Here is an 18,862-nt window from a genome sequence, read left to right as displayed (position 1 = left end):
CCGCTGCACCCATTGCCCCCGCCGATCGACGATCCGGACACGTTAGCCCACCTCAAGATACGTCGACACGATCGCCTCGGCGGCATCCTCCACGAATACCGACATGCAGCGTGACCTGCACGGATGAGAATTCCGGCAAGGGCAGGGCGAGTTGGGCTTGTTGGGTGATGGACGTGGGGAGTGGGCGGCATGGGGCTGCCTGCTCCAGGGCTCTGTGTGGGCGGTGTTCATTCTAGAAGGATTCGTACTCGCGCAGGGCATGGAGGCGGTGGCTCTGGTTCCAGATCAGGGTCCGGTCCAGCACCTCCCTATGAACCGGTCGCCCGACGGTCGTCGTCGGAGGCAGGCTCGGAGACTACGGTAAGCATGGGCGTGCCTTGAACACCGCCCGCACAGAGCACAAAACGCCGCCCCATGCCGCCCACTCCCCACACCCATCACCCAACAAGCCCAACTCACCCACCTGGAAGTCCACAGACGAGACCGGCTCGGCGGAACGCTCCACCAGTACCAGCACGCCGCCTGAGCTGCGCGGATGATTTATCGGCACCCGCAGTGTTCCTGCTCACCCAGATCGACAAGGGCTCGACCTACACCGACTTCCTGCCGTCGCTGCTGCTGCTCGGCTTCGCGATCGGCCTGAGCGTCTCCGCGGCCACCGACACCATCATGGACTCCTTCCCCGAGTCCGAACTGGGCGTCGGCGGTGGCGCCAACGACACCTCACTGGAACTGGGCGGCTCCCTGGGCATCGCCATCCTGGGCTCGCTGCTCGGCACCGCCTACAAGGACAAGCTGGCCGACCTGGTGGGCAGTCAGCTCCCGCACGACGCCCTCGACACCGTCAAGGAGTCGGTGGGCGCGGGCCTCGCGGTCGCCGAGCAGGTCGCCAAGACCCCCGGCGCCATGCCCCAGCAGACCCAGGCCCTGGTGGACGCGGTGCACGAGTCCTTCACCCACGGCGTGGCGCACACCAGCCTCATCGGTGGCATCATCATGGCCGTCGGCGCTCTGATCGTCTTGGCTGTCCTGTCCGGCTGCAAGGCAGCTGCCAAGCACCTCCAGGAGCGGACCGAAGGAGGCCCAGAGAAGCCCGGTGCCGACGAGGCCGCCGAGCAGCGATACGGCCGGCCCGAGCCCGACGCCGGAGGCGCCCGCCAGTTCCAGCACACCAATGCGGCGGCTAGCCGCGACGAGAGCGTGGGATCACGGCCGCGACGCATCGGTTGAAGGAGTCGAGGTCGCTGTTCACGTGGCTGGCCATCGCTGACTCGATCTTGGGAATCTGCACCACGTGACCGGTGGCCACGTCGACGGCGATCCGTTCGACACGGACAACGCCTTCGTAAGCTGGAAGATGAGGCGGATCAAAAGCCACCCGCCCCTCGACCAGCGGGAGAACCCTCATGGACGGCACGGTCACGGTCATCGACAAGGGAGCGGTGCGCATTCACAGCTACATGGCTCCCGACGACAGCCTGAACGTCACCACTCAGCTCATCGAGAGCCCGGCGAGGGTGATCGCCGTCGACGCCCAGTACTCCCTGGCGTATGCGGACGAGGTGGTGCCCTACGTGAAGGGGCTGAGCAAGCCGCTGGACCGGCTCATCGTCTCCCACGCCCACCCCGACCACTTCAACGGTGCCGCCCGCTTCGGCGCACCCGTGCACGCACTCGCCGCGGTGCGCGACCAGATCGCCGCCCAGGCCGACGGCCAGGACCCCACCGGCGCCGTCATCCCGTCCGTGGACATCACTCCCACCGCCGAGATCGTCCCGGGCACCGAGGTCATTGACGGCATCCCGTTCGTCTTCGAGGCCCACCACGGTGGCGAGGCCGCCGACCAGCTGGTGATCAAGCTGCCTGAGCAGGGCGTCCTGGTCGCGCAGGACCTCGTCTACCACGCCATGCACCTCTTCTTGGGCAACAACGACATCACCGGCTGGGCCAAGGCAGTGGACGACCTGGCCGCCCAGCCCGCGTACGACACCGTGTTTTGCGGGCACGGCCTGCCCGCCGGGCCCGAGGTTTTCGACGAGATGCGCCGCTATCTCGCGGACGCGGGCGAGCTGCTCGGCGACGACGGCGAGGCGTACAAGCAGGCGATCGTGGCTCGCTACCCTGCCTGGGGCGGCACGGTCCTGATCGACATCGGCAACCAGTACCTCTTCGGCGCGCCCCCCGCCTGAGCCGAACGTCGGAAACAGAGACAGCTGTGGCTCCGCTGCTCTCCCCCACCGAGTGGCGCGACTGCTGATCGCCGCAAGGCCGTCGAGAACACGTACGGATGGCGGCGGCACGCGGCTGCGCCTAGCCTGGAGGCTGCCGACCCCCCGAACTTCCGGAGGCGGACATGGATGACCTCCGCTACAAGATGATCATGGCATTGACCGCCGCGGACTTCGGCAACCCCCTCTGCGAGCAGGCGGCCGACATCTGCGCCGAGATCGCCAACCAGCACTGCACACAACTGCACGTCGCCGACCGAGGACCCCCCGACGCTGTGCCGGCGGTGACAGTTCCGCCCGGCGCCCGGGGACGGCCGTGAGCGCGGCGGCACGCCGGGGGCGGAAAGGACTCATGCGATGACCGCTGCTCTGCAACCGACGGTGGACATCCGCCGCAGCCAGGAACGGTACAAAACACAGCTCTCCTGGCTTGATTCCAAGCACTCCTTCTCCTTCTCGCACCACTACGACCCTCAGAACACCCACCATGGACTGCTGCTGGTCAACAACGACGACATCGTCACCGCCGGCACCGGCTTCGAAACGCATCCACACCAGGACATGGAGATCGTCACGTGGGTGCTGCAGGGATCACTGGTCCACCAGGACTCCACCGGTCACACCGGGCTGATCTACCCCGGACTCGCCCAGCGCATGAGCGCCGGGACGGGCATCCTGCATTCAGAGAAGAACGACTCCTGGCGACTCAAGGGCGCCAGCCCCCACACCGACCCCGTGCACTTCGTGCAGATGTGGGTCGTGCCCGACGAGGAGGGCATCACTCCCGGCTACGAACAGTTGGAGATCGACGATGCACTGTTGCACGGCGGCCTCGTCACCGTGGCCTCGGGAATGGACCGGCATGCCGACGCATCGGCGATCCGCATCAAGAACAAGTACGCCGGACTGCACGCGGCACGACTGAACCCGGGCGACTCGGTGCTCCTTCCCGAGGCGCCGTTCCTTCACCTCTTCGTTCCCCGCGGTACCGTCACGCTGGAGGCATCCGGAAAAATCGAAGCCGGGGATTCCGTGCGCTTCACCGCAACCGGAGGCCAGCGGATCACCGCCGACGAACCCGCCGAAATCCTCGTCTGGGAAATGCACGCCACTGCCGAAGGCTGGTAAAAGTCAACTCGGACTCATCTTTGCATCGGGTGTGCTCTAAATGCTGCCGTGAGAAGGGTCGGTGGCAGAAGCCACTTTCCAGCGCGAGCTTTGAAAGCGGATGCTCGCGACGAGCACAACGAGTCCGGCCGCTACTCCCACAGGAAGAGCTGTGGCGAGCGGGGCATGCAGTCCGTAGGCCAGAACGCCAACGTCGGCACCGATGACGACACTCGTGATCACACCAATACTGCCCGCAACGCTGAGCATCCGCTGAAACGGCTGTCGGCGCGGCGTCAACATGGCCACGGCCTGCTCGTGACCGGCCACAGCGACGAGCAGGTCGGCCAGTTCGGGAACCAGTTCCGCGTACATGGCGCGAAGTCTGGTGATACGGATATTGAACTGCCAGTCGTCAATAGAGATCTCCAGGCAGCGAACGAAGGTGACCACACCCAAGAACGCCAGCGACGACAGCACCAGAATGTAAAAGGTGGTCGTCCCTGCACCGTGCCCGGCGCGACCGTAGAACCCGAGAGCAATGAGGCCCGCCGACAGGGCGCCGAGGAAAATGCTGGCCCGTCCGTTGGCTTCGCTGATCGTGGCGGCGCGTTGCGTCTGCATGTTGTAGTGCTCGGTGGTCAACACAGTGATCCAGGCTGATGCGGCCGCGCCGGCGGCACTGAGCCGCAGTGGTTCATTCGGGCCCGGACCTGGCGGCTGTTCCGGGCAGGATTCGGTCATGGTTGAGTCAATCTGCCGTCCCTTTGTCCATCAAGCATCAATTCTTGCATGCAGCGAGAGTTTCAGGAGTGTGTTGCGCTGCGTGGCGTAGGCATCGATTCGAATCGTGGCCGCGCAGGACGGCTCCTGGTTTCCGGGAACGGCTGGTCAGTAGTCCAGCGCGACTTTGGTGCGCGCCGGGGGCGTGGCAAATGCTTTCGTGGGAAAGTTCCGGTAAGCGGGGAGCGACCGGTTTCGGCACGAAAGCCGGGCGGGAAAGGGGGCCGAGATGTCGGCGGCCGTGGCCCTGCGGCGAGGTTTGCGGCGGGGCCGGGCCGGCCGTTCGCGAGTCGATCCGTCGAGCGCGACCGGCACGAACCGGGCGGCCAGCGGGAGACGGGCACGGCGGCGAAGAGGGCCGGCTAACCGAGACACCGGGGCCCGAGCCGGTACAGGGGGCTCGATCATCGTCCACCTCACCGGGGCGGAGGGCTTGAACATGCCGTTCAACGCCTGGACCGACTGATCCGGCGCCGTGTTGATGGACGTGGTCACAGTAGTCTGAAGATGCGGCGCCGCGGTTCAGCGCCCGAGAGTCTCCGTGGCGGGACCGGTAGGCTGCGAGGTCGCCGGGAACGGCCACGCCGTCCAGGGAGAGAGCCACGACGGGATCCGAAGCCGAGGCCGAAAAGCAGATCCTCGGCCGCATAACGGAAATGATCAGCCAGGAGAAGGACCTGCGTGACCGCTTGGCGCAGGACAGCATCGACCAGTCGACCGAACACGCGCGCCTGGCCCGGCTGGAGGCCGAACTCGACCAGTGCTGGGATCTGCTGCGGCAGCGGCGGGCTCGGGTCGCCGCAGGTCAGGACCCGGAAGAGGCGGGAGTACGGTCGGCCTCGGAGGTGGAGGACTACCTCTCCTGACCGACGGCCGGCGCACCGGTGCAGGCAGCGACTGGGCGACGCGGAGCGGAGGGCGATCACCCTGTGGAGGGGGCGCCCTCCGCGCGTGCTCCTCACGAGTAATCGGCCGGCCGTGGATGCTGTGTGCGCAACGGCGGATGCCCCCTCGTATTTCGCACTTTTGGGATCACCGGGTCGGTGAACGGGTGTGCGTTGATGCGCTCGATCGGGTGACGCGAGACCGTACTGCTCAGGGGATATGACGGGAAGGCAGAAGCATCGGCGGTGTCTGTTTCACCCAGTTGAGAGTGATCCGTCGATGCTTCCAGTGGGCTGGATACCGCCGTCCTTATCCGTTTTGCTGGCTGTCGGCGCCGCCTCCACCCGCAGATCACCCGGACCAGCCGCCTGAAGGCCACCTCCGTACTGCACGAACTCCCACCCCCACGCACGGGCAAGAAGCACCCGGGGCCCACGCCTGGGGACACCCACCGATCTCTCCCAGCTGCTGGACCGGCACCGAACCAAGGTCCACCGCTACGGACGCATCGACACCGTTTTCCTGGCCGAACGGACCTGCCTGCGGTACGGCTCCTTCCATACTCAGCCCGTCAGAGTTGTCCTGGTCCGGGACAGCAACTGCGGGCCCGGCACGAGCCGGGACCGCGGCTACGGTGCCGCCCTGGTCACCACCGCCCTCACCACACCGGCCGAACAGATCGTGGAACGCTACGCGTCCCGGCCCGCGCCCGGCCGGCTTCGGCAACTGCTGGGTGGTCGCCGGGATCGTGGTGACCCTGCCGTTCCTGGCCAGGCCGGTGTGCCTGCCGGTGCTGGCCCGGCTGTGGCGTCCCCGGCACACCGGGAAGATCGCCTTGGCCCGCGAAATGGCCGAACGGATCGCGGCCCACTTCCCCGACCGCACCGTGCACACGGTCGGGGATGCCGCTTACGTCGGCGAACACCTCCGCGGCCTGACGACGTCCGTCTCCTGGACCAGCCGGCTGAAGGTCACCTCGGTGCTGCACGAACTGCCACCACCGCGGACCGGGAAGAAGGGAAGCCCGCGCACCAAAGGGGCCCGGCCGGGCACTGCGGCGGAACTCGCCCGGCTGGTGGAGTGGCGGCGCATCAAGGTCCGCCGCTACGGACGTACGTCCCCGGTCTTCCTCGCCGAACGTATCCGCCTGTGGTACGGCTCCTTCCACACCCGGCCGATCCGGGTCGTCCTGGTCCGGGACGAGCGCTGCGGGCCCGGCACCGGGCTGGACCACGGCTACGGCGCCGCCCTGGTCACCACCGACCTGACCAGCCCGACCGAGGAGATCGTAGAACGCTACGCGTCCCGATGGGAGAATCGAGACGGCCTTCTTCGACGCCCGCCAGACTCCCGGTGTCGGCGAGGCCCGCAACCGCACCCGGCCGGCGGTCGAACGTACCGTACCCTTCGGCCTGTTCACCCTGACCGTGGTGATCCTCCGGTACACACTCGCCGGCCACCAGCCCACCGCTGCCGCCGAACACCGGTCCCGGGCCCGCTCGTACACCACAAAGACCCAGCCCTCCTTCGAGGACATGACCGCCAAACTCCGCCGCGTCATCATCGCCCACCGTTTTCGCGGCCCACGCCCTCACCAGGCAACACCCCAAGAAATCCACGCCGTCCTCACCGCCTGGGCCGCCGCCGGAACATGACCACCCAGAACCGCGAAACACGAGATGTCCGGGCGACTTCCGCCCGCGCCCTGCCCCTCCTGGTTCTCACTCGAAAGTGTCTCGCACACGCATGTCCTGTGCCGTTCAGAAACCCGGGACGCGGCAGATCAGGCCGCATACCTGTACTCCCTGACCAGACGTGGACGTGGACTTCAGGGTTTCGATGTCTTCGGCTACGAGACCGCGTCGAAGGATCCGGTGTATTCGCTGTCCCGGTCGCGAAACAACAAGGGCAGTGGCACCAGGCTCATGCCGCGGCGGGGATTCTCCCGCGCCGGCCGCAGTCCTTCAAGGCTTCCGCTGTCGGTGGCCGGCCCGGCTTGCTCCTGCCCTACCTGACCGAGGACTTCTTGGTCGACAGGCCGATGCCGCCGGCTCGGCACCACCGTCTTCTGCGGCCTGTGCTGCGACACCAGGAGCTGCGTCCTGGCCGCGCCAAAGGTCTTCCGCCAGCGCGGCGAGGACGACATCGCCATCCTGCTCGACCCCGAACCCGCCGAGGACCGGCATCCGGCAGCCGTGCTCACCCCGCGGGGCCGGCGCCGAGGGCGTCCTGGCTGATCGGCGCGGCGTGCGCTACCCGTATCTCACGCCCGGCGGCCTGACCGGTCGGGTGGGGTGTTGCACTGGCTCGGCTCGGAGGCGTACGGGACTTCAAGTAGCAATGCCGTCAACGCCAGACGGACCATCCTGCAGGGCACATGGGCCGCGTGGTGATTCCCTCGTCCTGTACGCGGCCTTTAGGTCACCTGGCGGCGATGCCCGCGCAGGGGGCCTGCGTCAGGAACCGGCCGCAAAACACTCCCCCTGCGCTATGCCGCCGACGACACCCCGCTGCCCGACGGCCAGACCGTCACGCGCGCACTACTGTGCCGGTCGTTCCACCGCCATAATGACCGCCCCCGGCCAGGCTGTCGGCGGGGCCTTCCGGCTCGGGCCGATCGGACTCACCTGGCCCGACCTGCCGCGGCGGCCGCCGCGGAGCGGCCGGCCCTTCGGCCGAACACCGACCCGGCGGTCAGCCCGGAGCCACCCGGATAGTTGAAGTAGAAGAGTCCGCCGACGAGTTCTCCCGCCGCGTGCAGTCCTGGGACGGGCCGTCCGCGGGTGCCGAGGACGTGTGCGTCGGGGTCGATGCGCAGGCCGCCGAAGGTGAAGGTGATGCCGCAGGTGACCGGGTAGGCGGTGTAGGGAGGTGTGTCGAGGGGCCGGGCCCAGTTGGACTTGGGCGGCTCGATGCCCTCGGTACGGCTGCCGTCCTTGACCGTCGGGTCGAACGGACCGTCGATGATGGCGGCGTTGAACTCCTGGATCGTCGAGGCGAGTCGGTCCTCGTCGATGCCGAGTTCCCGAGCCAGCCCGCGCACCGTGTCGGAAGTGACTCTGGTGACGTCCTTCGAGGCGTACTCCTCGGGGCGCAGCAGCGGTGCGGCGTTGGCGTCGAAGATCTGGACGGCGGTGCCTGTGGGCTGTCGGAGGATTTCGGCGCCGTACTTGGCGTAGGTGTAGTTGCGGAAGTCCGCCCCCTCGTCGATGAAGCGGCGGCCGTCGGTGTTGACGACGATACCGAAGGGGTAGCCGCCACGGGTGAGTTGGTTGGTTTGCTCGCGGTCGCCGGTGGGCCGTGCCCCGGCGTCCCAGGCGACGGCGTGGCAGCCGCTCCAGTGGCCGTGCGGCTGGGCACCGGCGTCGAGGGCCATACGGATGCCGTCGCCCGTGTTGTGAGGGGTGCCGCGGACCAGGGCCAGGTCCCAGCCGGGGCCGAGGTGGGCGGCGCGCATCTGCGGGTCGGCCTCGAAGCCGCCGGTGGTGAGGACCACGGCGCGGGATTCCAGCACGTCTCCGCAGGCGAGCACCACTCCCTGGACGGTGCCGTCGGATGCCGTTACCAGGCGGGCGACAGGGCTGTCGAAACGCATCTGCACGCCTGTGCGTTCGGCGGCCGCCAGATGCTGCTCGATCATCCCTTTGCCGCCGCCGGCCACGCCGACCGCCAGCCCGCCCCAGAAGCGCTGACGGCCGTCCGCCTCGTACGCCTGCCGGTGGTACATCAGCTCGAACCGCAGGCCCAGATCGCGCAGCCAGTCCATGGTTGCGCGGGACTCGCCGACCAGAACCCGGGCGAGGTCGGCGTCGGTGCGCCCGCGCGTCACCCTGACCATGTCGTCGAGGAAGTCGTCGTCGGTGTAGGGGGCGAGGTCGGTGAAGGGGAATCGGCCCTGTGCGTCCGGATCCACCAGGGCCTTGAGGTCGGCGAGACCTCCATGGCTGGTGCGCATGGCGCCCGCGGTGAAGTAGGAGTTGCCACCGGCCCACTGCCGTGGGGCCTTTTCCAGTACGAGGACCCGGGCTCCTTCCTGTCGGGCGGACTGCGCGGCGCAGAGGCCGGCGTTTCCGCCGCCGACCACGATGACGTCCCAGGGTGCTGCCATGGGTGCGAGTGCTCCTGATCATGAGTAGGGGCCGGTCCGGAGGACGTCCTCCGGACCGGCGCGTCCGGGTCTCAGCCGACGGCGGCCACGGGGTCACGGTCCGTTCCGGCCGCTACCGCCGAATCCGCCTCCACGGGCTTCATGCCGGGTCCGGAGGCGGTCTGCGGCTCGGGGGTGTCGTCGGCCCCGGGAGCAGCGCAGTACGGGATCTCGCCACGGAGGACGGCTTTGGCGCGCTCTTCGTCGAGCTGTCCCTCCCATTTGGCCACCGCCAGGGTGGCGACGCCGTTGCCGACCACGCTGGTCAGGGCGCGGGCCTCGGACATGAAGCGGTCGATGCCGAAGATGAGCGCCAGGGCGGCGACAGGGACGTGGGGGACGGCGCTGAGGGTGGCGGCCAGGGCGACGAAGCCGGAGCCGGTGACGCCGGCGGCGCCCTTGGAGGTGAGCAGCATGACGGCGAGCATCGACAGCTGCTGGGTGAGGCTGAGGTCGATGCCGAGGGCTTGGGCGAGGAAGACCGAGCCCATGGTCAGGTAGATGGCGGTGCCGTCGAGGTTGAAGGAGTACCCGGCGGGCAGCGTGATGCCGACGACGGGCTTGGAGGCGCCCGCGTGCTCCAGCTTGGCCATCATGCGCGGCAGCACCGGCTCGCTCGACGAGGTACCCAGGACGATCAGCAACTCCTCCTTGATGTAGCGGAGGAAGGGCAGCAGGCGCAGGCCGTTGATGCGCATGACCGTGCCCAGGACGACCAGGACGAAGAAGAGTGCGGTGAGCCAGAAGGAGCCGACCAGCAGGAAGAGGTGGCGCAGGGTGTCCAGGCCGTAGTTGCCGATGGTGAAGGCCATGGAGCCGAAGGCGCCGATCGGGGCCAGTCGCATGATCCAGCGGATGAGCGTGAACAGGACCTTGGACAGCTTCTCGATGCCTTGGGTGAGCCCATGCCCCGACTGGCCGGCGGCGCTCAGGCCGAAGCCGAACAGCACCGAGACCACCAGCACCGGCAGGATCTCGTGACCGGTCAGCGCGCTGATCAGGGTGTCCGGGATCATGGCGAGGACGAACGCGGCGAAGCTCTCGTGGCTGTCGGTCGCCTCCGGCGGCAGTCCCTTGGTGGAGAGGGTGGAGGGGTCGACGTGCAGTCCGCTGCCGGGCTGGACGACGTTGACGACGACCAGGCCGATCACCATGGCGACGGTGGTCAGCACCTCGAAGTAGATCAGTGCCTTGAGGCTGACCCGGCCGACGGCGCGTGCGTTGCCCATGGAGGCGATGCCGTGGACGACGGTGCAGAAGATGACCGGCGCGATCATCATGCGGACCAGGGCTATGAAGCCGTCGCCCAGGGGTTTGAGCTCGGCTCCGAAGGACGGCCACAGCCAGCCGGCGGCGGCCCCCGCGAGGACGCCGATCAGACACTGGACGTAGAGCAGGGACAGCAGTCGGCGGATGCGGCGGCGCGGTGGAGCGGTGACGGTACCCGGGGCGGCGTCGTTGCGGCTCATGCGGGGCGTCCTTCCAGGACGGGAACGAGAAGTTCGGCTCGGGCGATGCGGCGGGCGGCTCGGTGGAGCAGCACCGTGGGGGACGCGCCGTCCGGAGCGGGGACGGCTTGGGCGGTGATGACACCTGCCGGGGTGCCCAGGCGCAGCGTGCCGTCGGCGGTCTGCCGGGCGACGCGGTGGGCGAGGGTGCCGGGGATGGCGGCTGCGGTGGCCAGGGCGACGGCCGAGGTGAGACCGATCGCCGGGTGGGGTGCGTGCATGGAGACCATGCGCACGGCCAGGTCGTACTCGTCCTGTCCGACCAGGGTGCCATCGGTGGTGCGGTACGCAACAGGTCGTGCGACGACGCCGACCTTCGGCACCGCGTGGCTGACGGGGTCACTCTCCTCGGCCAGACCCATGGCCAGGGCGGCCTGACGGCGCAGCGCCGTGAGCGCGGGCACCGCCGCGGCGAACTCGGCGAGGGACTCGGTGCCGTCGAGGCCGAACGCCTTGGCCTCGAACAACGCGGCCGGGGCACCGGCGTCGACCAGGGACGCCTCGACCGGACCGGTGGGCCCGGTCAGGGTGTCCAGGGCCCGGCCGGTCGGCAGGGCCCGACCGGTGGTCGTACCGGCCGGGTCCTCGAAGCCGAGCAGGACCGGCACACCGAGTGCGGCGGTGCCCGGCACCGCGGCCTCGCCCTCCTCAGGGGCCGTGCCGCCCGGGGTGGGGATGGCGCCGGTGAGCCGGGCCCTGGTGTTGACGTTGAGCATCCGCACCGTGGTGGAGTCCGACGTGATCGGCACCAGGCCGTGGTGGACGGCGTACAGGGCGACGGCGGTGGCGCAGTTGCCGCAGTTGCTGGTCCACTCCACGCGCTCGTCACCGATACCGACCTGAGCGAAGGCGTACTCGACGTCGATGCCCGGCTCGGCCGACGTCCGGACGATCGCGGCCTTGGAGGTGGTGGAAGAGGCGCCGCCGACGCCGTCGATCTGGCGGGGGTCGGCGGCGTTGTAGGCGGCGAGCAGCAGGGCGTCGGCGTCCACGCCGGTCGCCACCACGTCGTGGTGGTCGAAGATCCAGCACTTGCTGGTTCCTCCGCGGATCATCTCGCCCTGCAGACGCAACACAACAGACTCCTCGTGGAAACCCCGACGGCACTTCCGTGCGTGGTGTGATCCACAGTGGGCGCGGAGAGAATGAAGTACAATCTCGGAAATCTGCATGGGTATTAAGCTGAAGTTAACGCTGGAGGTGGCGCGGTGCTCGACGTCCGACGCATCCTGCTCTTCACCGAGGTCGCCCGGCGAGGCTCGGTCACCGCGACCGCGCGGGCTCTGAACTACACACCGTCAGCGGTGTCCCAGCAGGTCAGCCGCCTGGAGGCAGAGGCTGGGCAGCCCCTGCTCGAGCGCCATGCGAGGGGTGTCACACTCACCGACGCGGGACGCGCCCTGGCCGAGCGCGGGGAGCGGATCGAGCGCGAGCTGACGGCCGCGGAGAACGAGCTCGCCGATTTCGCGGGGCTACGCGCGGGCACCCTCCGCATCGGAACCTTCCCCACCGTCGGCGCCTCCCTCCTGCCCCGGGCCGTGATCGCCTTCCGGGAGGCACACCCCGATGTACGACTCACGGTGCGCAGCGCCCGCATCGCGGGCCTGTGGGCGATGCTGGAGAACCGGGAAATCGAAATGTCCCTTATGTGGGACTACGACTGGAACCGCATCGACCGCGAGGACATCGCCGTCACCACCCTCGTCGACGACCCCCCGGCCCTCCTCGTCAGCAAGGACCACCCCCTCGCCGGCCGCCCTTCGGCCGCCCTCGCCGACTTCGCGAACGACCCCTGGATCACCCGCGCCGACCACCACCCGGTGGCCGAGGCCCTCGCCCGCAGCTGCCACGCCTCCGGATTCGAGCCACAGATCGCCTACGAAGCCCACGACTACCAGGAGGCCCAGGCCATGGTCGCCGCCGGGATCGGCGTCGCCCTCGCCCCAACCCTGGCCCTGGAAGGCATCCGTGGCGGCGTCAGCGTCCTGCCCCTGCAGCCCCCCGCCCCGGTGCGTCGCATCCTCCTCGTGCGCATGAGCGACCACGCCCTCACCCCCGCCGCCCAAGCCTTCGCGGGCTTCCTGCGCAACAGCGCCGCAGTCGGCGGGGCGTCATGACATAGACAAAGCAGCACCAATCCAACATCCGCAGATGTGGACCTGCGCGACTCCGTCCCTCGATTTACCGACGGCGTGTGCATGTCTTTCCTGGGCGTCGGGGGTGATCGACCTTGAGTCGGCGAAGTGGGTGCGGCCTGTGGTGCCCTCGTGTCGTCCGACCAGCCCTCGTCCAGATCGTCGGAGGCATCCAGCTCAGGAGCCTCGGCTGATTCGTCTCAAATCAACCAGCAGGCGTGGATCCCGGAGAGCAGGTCCTCGAGGAGGCCCGGGACCGGACGAGCGGGATCGAGCGGTGTCAGGCGGATACCCAGGCCCATCGAGGCGAGCCCTGGGGCCTCGGTCGCGTGTTCCTGGAGCAGTGCTTCGACCGTCAGTTCCTGCCGGCCATCAAGCGCACGACAATCCCTCGGGCAGGACGGCCCTGGTTCCGATGGTGAAGAAGACCGGCACAATCACCAGGCCGCAAAGCACCCTGCTGAGATCCGACTGTGGCTCGCCGACAGCGGATACGCGTCCGCCGACGCCTTCGAGGCTCTCGAATGGCAGCCCGTCTCGCCACCCCAACCGGCCGGACTCAGTACCGGCAACTGAGTCCACAACCTCACCACCGAGCCAGCTGACCATAGGAAATTCCCAGCTCACAACCGGTGAAGCCAGCCTGAAGCGCTACGGGCCGTCACACGTCCAGCGCACCGCCCTTGCGGGCGACACCGCCGAGCCAGGCCAGGCTGGGCTTGGGGGTGCGCTCGAACGTCTCCCGGTCGACGGTGATCAGCCCGAACGTCGGTGCCCAGTGGCCCCATTCGAAATTGTCCAGCGCCGACCAGTGCAGGTACCCGCGCACGTCGACGCCGTCTACGACGGCGTCGTGGAGGTGGCGCAGAGCCTCCGTGGTGTAGGCGATGCGGCGCGCGTCGTCCGCGGTGGCGATGCCGTTCTCCGTGACGAGCAGCGGGATCGCCCCCTCGGTGGCCTCCCAGGCGTGCCGCAGCGCGATACCGAGGGCGTCGGGCCGGTACGCCCAGCCGGTCAGGGTGTTGTCGGAGCTCTCGGGCGCGGGCACGATCCAGTCCCTGTCCACGAGTTGACTGGTGTACGACTGCACGCCCAGGAAGTCGTCCCCGCGGGCCCCGTGGTGGTAGAGGTCCTCCCACAGCCACCGCAGTTCGGCGTGCAGCTCCTCGCTGCCGGGAACGGGGACCAGCGCCTGCTGCGCCACCGTCCAGCCGACCTTGGCCGAGGTGTGTTCGCGGACGACGCCCACCGCGGCCCGATGGGCCCGTACGAGGATCTCGCCGATCCCGGGGTCGGGGCTCGGCATCCGGACGTCCGCGCCCAGGTTGATCTCCACTCCGTCGGCCGCGAGTTGCGCCATACGGGTCATCAGGTTCAGGATATTCGGCTCGTTGATGGTACAGACCCAGTTGACGTCCTGGAGGATCGTGCAGGCCTGCTCCACGTACCGGGAGAACCGGTCGACGGCCTTCGGGCCCGTCCAGCCGCCCTCGTCGGCGAACCAGCGGGGGCTGGAGAAGTGGTGCAGGGTGACGACCGGTTCGAGGCCGAGGCCGCGCGCGGTGTCGATCATGCGCCGGTAGTGGGCGAGTTCGGCCCGGGAGAACTCCCCGGGCTCGGGTTCGATGCGAGCCCACTCGATGCCGAAGCGGTAGGCGTTCAGTCCTGCGCCGGCCAGCAGCCGCATGTCCTCGCCGTAGCGGTGATAGCTGTCCAGGGCGTCGCCGCTCGGCTCCAGGAAATCCCGGCCCTGGTGCTCCATCCGCCACCAGTCGCTGTTGGTGTTGTTGCCCTCGATCTGGTGCGGTGAGGTGGAGGCACCCCACAGGAAGTCGGGGCGGAGGGCGGGCATACGGGTCATCGGGTCGCCTTCAGGATCGCGGCCAGGTCGTCGGCGGTCACGGGGACGCCGGGGAAGTGCAGGTACTGACGGGCCGGGATGGAGGCGACCATGAACGCGAGGTCGCTGTCGGCCTCGGCCTGCGCCCGCTGCTCCGCCGTCGCCCCCGCCATGACGGCCTCCGTGAGCAAGGGGCCGACGACCGGGTGGGCGAACCAGTCACCGATGGCGGAGTCGAGGGACAGGACAATGGCGTCGGCGTCACCGGCAACGGTGACGGTCTGCTCGGCGACGACGTGCGCGGCGCTCTCGCCGATCTGGACGGTGTACGCGCCCGGGGCAACCGTCCAGCGGCCGCCTTCGATGTCATAGTGGGCGAAGGCGCGGCGCCCCAGCGGGAGCTCGACGGTACGGGACTCCCCGGGGTCCAGGGCGACCTTGGTGAACGCCCGCAGTTCGCGCACCGGGCGGCGCACCCGGCCGGCGGTGGTGGCGACGTAGACCTGGACGACGTGCTTGCCGGCCCGCTCACCGGTGTTGGTCACCCGCAGCCGGACGACGGCGCTGTCGTCGCCGGTGACGTCGACCGACAGCTCACCCGTCTCGAAGGTGGTGTAGCTCAGGCCGTGGCCGAAGGGATAGCGGACGGCACGGCCGACGGTCTCGTAATGGCGGTAGCCGACCATCACGCCCTCGCCGTAGCGGGCGTGGCCCGCCTCGCCGGGGAAGGTGAGGTAGCTGGGGCTGTCCTCCAGGCGCAGCGGGATGCTCTCGGCCATCCGGCCCGAGGGGTTGACGGCACCGGACAGCACGTCGGCGAGGGCACCGCCGGAGGCCTGGCCGAGCAGCCAGCCCGCCACGATCGCGTCGGCCTCGTCATGCCAGCCCTCCAGGGACACCACGCCGCCGGAGGAGAGCACGACCACCGTGCGCGGAGCCACGGCCGCCACCGCGCGCACCAGTTCCACCTGGTCGGCGGGCAGGTCGAGGCGCTCGCGGTCGCTGCCCTCGGTGTCCCCGCGCAGGCCGACGAAGACCACCGCGACCTCGGCCTCGCAGGAAGCCCGTACGGCTTCCTCGCGCAGCGCCTGGGCGTCGCCCGCGCCGTCGGTCGTGAACCCGGGCGCGTACGTCACCGGGTGGCCGAGGGCCTGGATCGCCTCCAGCGGGGTGTCGACGCGGGTGGCGTTGATCTGGGAACTGCCGCCGCCCTGGAACTGCGGGCGGGCGGCGAACTCGCCGATGACGGCGAGCCGTACCCGGTCCGCGAGCGGCAGCGTGTACTTGTCGTTCTTCAGCAGGACGACGCAGTCGGCGGCCAATTCCCTTGCGAGAGCGTGGTGTTCGAGAGGAACCCCCTCGCCGACCAGGGACGGGGAAGCCAGTTCGGTGAGCGCGACGACCCTGCGCGCGCTCGCGTCGACGACGGACTCCTCCAGGACACCCTGACGCACCGCCCGCTCGATCGCCGCGTCGTTCGCGGCGTCCGGACCGGGCATCTGCAGGTCGAGGCCGGCGGCGAGCGCGGCGACCCGGTCCCCGACGGCGCCCCAGTCCGAGACCACCGCGCCCTCGAAACCCCACTCCGTGCGCAGGATGTCGGTCAGCAGCCATCTGTTCTCGGTGGCCGGGACTCCGTTGAGCCGGTTGTAGGCGGCCATGACGGCGGCCGGGCGCGCCTCGGTGACGATGTGTTCGAAGGCCGCCAGGTAGATCTCGCGCAGGGTGCGCTCGTCGACGTCGGCGCTGACGCGCATCCGGTCGGTCTCCTGGTTGTTGGCAGCGAAGTGCTTGACGGTCGCCCCCACGCCCTGACCCCGCAGGCCGTGCACGAACGCGGTACCCAGCACGCCGGAGAGCAGCGGGTCCTCGGAGTAGTACTCGAAGTTGCGCCCGCACAACGGGGACCGCTTGATGTTCACGCCCGGTCCCAGGACGACTCCGACACCCAGCGCGCGAGCCTCCCGGCCGATGGCCGCTCCCACACGTGCGGCCAGCTCGGCGTCCCAGCTCGATCCGACGGCGACCGCGGGCGGGAAGCAGGTGGCCGGCTCGCTCGCATGGAAGCCCACATTGTCGGCGCCCTGCTTCTGGCGGCGAATGCCGTGCGGGCCGTCCGTCAGCACCATCGCGTCGAGTCCCGCCCCGGCGAGCGGCTGAGTGGACCAGAAGTCCCCTCCCGAGAGCAGGGCCACCTTGTCCTCGAGGGAGAGAGCGGCAGGATCGAACTGCTGCATGTGCGCCACCTAAAGGTCACAGAAATGTTTCGGCGTTGAAAATCTATCATTTAAAAAAATTCAGGGCTAGCCTGCGCGCTGGGAGCACAAGGGCTCCACTCGTACGAAAGGCCCGGGGTGCCGCATGACACTCAACGTCGAGTCACCACACAAGGAAGAGGAGTCCGGCAAGGCCGGCTTCAGCGCGAGGTTCGCACTGATCCTTATCGCACTGCTGTGGGCGTCCCAGCTGAACGGCCTGATCGGCCTGATGGGTTCGAACGCCCAGGCCGAGATCGCCATCCACTACCACACCACCCAGATCGCCTGGTTCAGCCAGATCGGCCTGCTGGTCGGCGTCTTCTCGACGCCGTTCATCGTCAAGTCCGCCGGGATCTTCGGCAAGAAGCGGGTGCTGGTCATCATCACCGCGCTCGGTCTGACCGGTGACCTGATCGCCGCCTTCTCGACGAACTTCGAGACCCTGCTCGTCGGCCGTGCCGTCGCGGGCTTCTACGGCCCGTCGCTCGCGCTCGTCTACGCGCTGACCCGTGACGTGTTCCCGCCCAAGCTGGTGGGTCCTGCCAGCGGTTTCCTCGGCGGCGGTATGGGTGTGCTGGCGCTGGGCGGACCGTTCCTGTCCGGCTGGATCCTCGACGACTTCGGCTACCAGGGCGTCCTGTGGTTCATGGTGATCGCCACCGGGATCAGCCTGCTGGCGCTGCTGTTCGTGGTGCCCGAGAGCCAGGTGCGCGAGCCGCGCGCCCCGATCGACTGGGTCGGCGGCATCCTGCTGGGCGGCGGCCTGACGTCCATTGTCTATGGCGTCGGCAAGGGCGAGGGCTGGGGCTGGACCAGCGGCAACACCGTGGGCTTCATCGGCGGCGGCCTGCTGACGGTGGTCGTCTTCGTCCTGGTGGAGCGCAAGGTCGCCCATCCGATGTTCCCCATCACGCTGCTCGGGCGCCGGCGGATCTGGTCGACGTTCCTGGTCACCGGCATGATCATGGGAGCCGTCTACGCCAACGGCACGGTACTGAACCTGCTCGTCCTGATGCCGAACATCCCGGGCCTGTCCGACGGCCTGGGCTGGACAGCCACCAAAAACGCCTGGGTCAGCGCGCCCAACAGCGTGCTCCTCATCGCGGTCTCCGTGGCGACCGGTGCCCTCGTGCGGCGCATCGACTCGCGCATACTGCTCGCGATCGGCGGCGCGCTGACGGCAGTGGGAATCGCGCTCATCTCCCAGTACCACTACAGCGTCGCCCAGCTCATGTCGCTCGGCGTGATCAGCGGTGTCGGCATGGGCATGGTCGTGGCCCTGATCCCGATCATGGTCATCGAGTCGGTCAAGCCGGAGGAGCAGGCGATGGGCAACGGTGTGCAGAACATGATGTCAGGCGTTCTGCAAGGTGTGCTGACTCAGGTGGCGTTCGTCGCCGTCGCACAGAACAGCCACGTCATGAAGGGCACCGCTTTCTACGTCGACGACAGCTTCACCAAGGGGTTCCTGCTTTTCGCCGGCGTGATCGCGGTCGGCACCCTGCTCGTGGCGCTGATCCCCAAGGCCAAGAACCTTGACGAGGCGGAGGTCGGCCAGGCGGCCTCAGCGGCCTGAGTCCTCCGGAGCCACTCTTCCCCGCGAAGCCACGCGGCCGACTCCCCCCAACGTCGGAGTCGGCCGCGGCGCCATGTCATGACGGTCGTCCATGGCGCTTCCTCGGCGGAGCCTGCCGGCACGGCGACCGCATCGTTCCAGGGGGTGCGGTCGCCGCAGGACCGCGCGCCTCGCGACGTGGGGCCGGCCTCGGGGACAGAGTGGACCGTCCAGTGTGCAAACCCGCCCCGGGCCGCCTCGCCCCGAGTCGGCCGTCGTTTCGCCGACGGCCGCATGCACGAGAAGGGTCCCCGCGGCCTGGTCGGCGGGGCGCGTCTCGGGGCGGGGAGGTAAGGCCCCCAGCACCCGCGCGAAAAAATCGGGCGCGCGGTCGACCGCCAGGTGGGAGGGGCCGC

14 protein-coding genes and 3 pseudogenes are annotated in these 18,862 nt (G+C 68.9%); 9 read left to right on the top strand and 8 right to left on the bottom strand.

Annotation, left to right across the window (positions count from 1 at the left end; genetic code table 11):
- Window positions 1–114 (top strand): annotated as a pseudogene (locus ACWDSL_RS42745) (integrase core domain-containing protein); the annotation flags it as partial.
- 31 nt (window positions 115–145) lie between these two features.
- Here the strand turns inward: ACWDSL_RS42745 and ACWDSL_RS42740 are convergent.
- Window positions 146–310 (bottom strand): annotated as a pseudogene (locus tag ACWDSL_RS42740) (integrase); the annotation flags it as partial.
- A 242-nt stretch (window positions 311–552) separates the two neighbouring features.
- Here ACWDSL_RS42740 and ACWDSL_RS42735 point away from each other — a divergent pair.
- The 4 genes and pseudogenes from ACWDSL_RS42735 to ACWDSL_RS42720 form a co-directional block, all read left to right on the top strand.
- A pseudogene (locus tag ACWDSL_RS42735) lies at window positions 553–1,104 on the top strand (MFS transporter); the annotation flags it as partial.
- 302 nt (window positions 1,105–1,406) lie between these two features.
- On the top strand, window positions 1,407–2,189 hold the full coding sequence (locus tag ACWDSL_RS42730; protein ID WP_450493763.1) for an MBL fold metallo-hydrolase: 783 nt from the start codon (window positions 1,407–1,409) through the stop codon (window positions 2,187–2,189).
- A gap of 164 nt (window positions 2,190–2,353) precedes the next feature.
- Window positions 2,354–2,548 (top strand): hypothetical protein, encoded by a 195-nt coding sequence (locus ACWDSL_RS42725; RefSeq protein WP_450493761.1) that lies wholly within the window; start codon window positions 2,354–2,356, stop codon window positions 2,546–2,548.
- Window positions 2,549–2,585: 37 nt separating this feature from the next.
- Window positions 2,586–3,356: a pirin family protein gene (locus ACWDSL_RS42720; protein WP_450493759.1), complete on the top strand. Its 771-nt coding sequence runs from the start codon at window positions 2,586–2,588 to the stop codon at window positions 3,354–3,356.
- A gap of 36 nt (window positions 3,357–3,392) precedes the next feature.
- Here the strand turns inward: ACWDSL_RS42720 and ACWDSL_RS42715 are convergent, their stop codons facing one another.
- On the bottom strand, window positions 3,393–4,079 hold the full coding sequence (locus ACWDSL_RS42715) for a hypothetical protein (RefSeq protein ID WP_450493757.1): 687 nt from the start codon (window positions 4,077–4,079) through the stop codon (window positions 3,393–3,395).
- Window positions 4,080–4,753: 674 nt separating this feature from the next.
- On the opposite strand from ACWDSL_RS42715, the gene ACWDSL_RS42710 reads away from it, so the two are divergent.
- Window positions 4,754–4,984 (top strand): DUF2630 family protein, encoded by a 231-nt coding sequence (locus ACWDSL_RS42710; protein WP_450493765.1) that lies wholly within the window; start codon window positions 4,754–4,756, stop codon window positions 4,982–4,984.
- 1,449 nt (window positions 4,985–6,433) lie between these two features.
- Complete coding sequence (locus tag ACWDSL_RS42705) at window positions 6,434–6,658, top strand: hypothetical protein (protein ID WP_450493755.1); 225 nt, start codon at window positions 6,434–6,436, stop codon at window positions 6,656–6,658.
- A gap of 194 nt (window positions 6,659–6,852) precedes the next feature.
- On the opposite strand, the gene ACWDSL_RS42700 is transcribed toward ACWDSL_RS42705, so the two are convergent.
- From ACWDSL_RS42700 to ACWDSL_RS42685, 4 genes are all read right to left on the bottom strand, one after another.
- The gene (locus ACWDSL_RS42700) at window positions 6,853–7,155 is read right to left on the bottom strand and encodes a hypothetical protein (protein ID WP_450493754.1); all 303 of its coding nucleotides are present in this window, start codon (window positions 7,153–7,155) and stop codon (window positions 6,853–6,855) included.
- A gap of 471 nt (window positions 7,156–7,626) precedes the next feature.
- Window positions 7,627–9,111 (bottom strand): FAD-dependent tricarballylate dehydrogenase TcuA, encoded by a 1,485-nt coding sequence (gene tcuA / locus ACWDSL_RS42695; RefSeq protein ID WP_450493752.1) that lies wholly within the window; start codon window positions 9,109–9,111, stop codon window positions 7,627–7,629.
- 71 nt (window positions 9,112–9,182) lie between these two features.
- On the bottom strand, window positions 9,183–10,619 hold the full coding sequence (gene dctA, locus ACWDSL_RS42690; protein WP_450493751.1) for a C4-dicarboxylate transporter DctA: 1,437 nt from the start codon (window positions 10,617–10,619) through the stop codon (window positions 9,183–9,185).
- On the bottom strand, window positions 10,616–11,734 hold the full coding sequence (locus ACWDSL_RS42685) for a PrpF domain-containing protein (protein WP_450493749.1): 1,119 nt from the start codon (window positions 11,732–11,734) through the stop codon (window positions 10,616–10,618). Before ACWDSL_RS42685 ends, dctA begins: the two co-directional genes overlap by 4 nt.
- A 132-nt stretch (window positions 11,735–11,866) precedes the next feature.
- On the opposite strand from ACWDSL_RS42685, the gene ACWDSL_RS42680 reads away from it, so the two are divergent.
- Window positions 11,867–12,775 carry a LysR family transcriptional regulator gene (locus ACWDSL_RS42680; RefSeq protein ID WP_450493747.1) on the top strand — a complete coding sequence of 303 codons (909 nt, stop codon included), beginning with the start codon at window positions 11,867–11,869 and terminating at the stop codon, window positions 12,773–12,775.
- 679 nt (window positions 12,776–13,454) lie between these two features.
- Here ACWDSL_RS42680 and ACWDSL_RS42675 read toward each other — a convergent pair.
- A complete protein-coding gene (locus tag ACWDSL_RS42675) occupies window positions 13,455–14,654 on the bottom strand; it encodes a glycoside hydrolase family 1 protein (protein ID WP_450493746.1) in 1,200 nt (399 codons plus the stop codon).
- Window positions 14,651–16,870: a glycoside hydrolase family 3 C-terminal domain-containing protein gene (locus ACWDSL_RS42670; RefSeq protein ID WP_450493744.1), complete on the bottom strand. Its 2,220-nt coding sequence runs from the start codon at window positions 16,868–16,870 to the stop codon at window positions 14,651–14,653. The genes ACWDSL_RS42675 and ACWDSL_RS42670 overlap by 4 nt, the downstream gene beginning before the upstream one ends.
- A gap of 124 nt (window positions 16,871–16,994) precedes the next feature.
- Between ACWDSL_RS42670 and ACWDSL_RS42665 the strand changes: the two genes are divergently transcribed.
- Window positions 16,995–18,467, top strand: coding sequence for an MFS transporter (locus ACWDSL_RS42665; RefSeq protein ID WP_450493743.1), 1,473 nt, complete (start codon window positions 16,995–16,997; stop codon window positions 18,465–18,467).
- The last annotated feature ends 395 nt before the right edge of the window (window positions 18,468–18,862 follow it).

Source organism: Streptomyces sp. NPDC000941, from assembly GCF_053599555.1.
The sequence above is the reverse complement of the archived record's forward strand: the minus strand, read 5'-3'. Positions and strand labels throughout refer to the sequence as shown.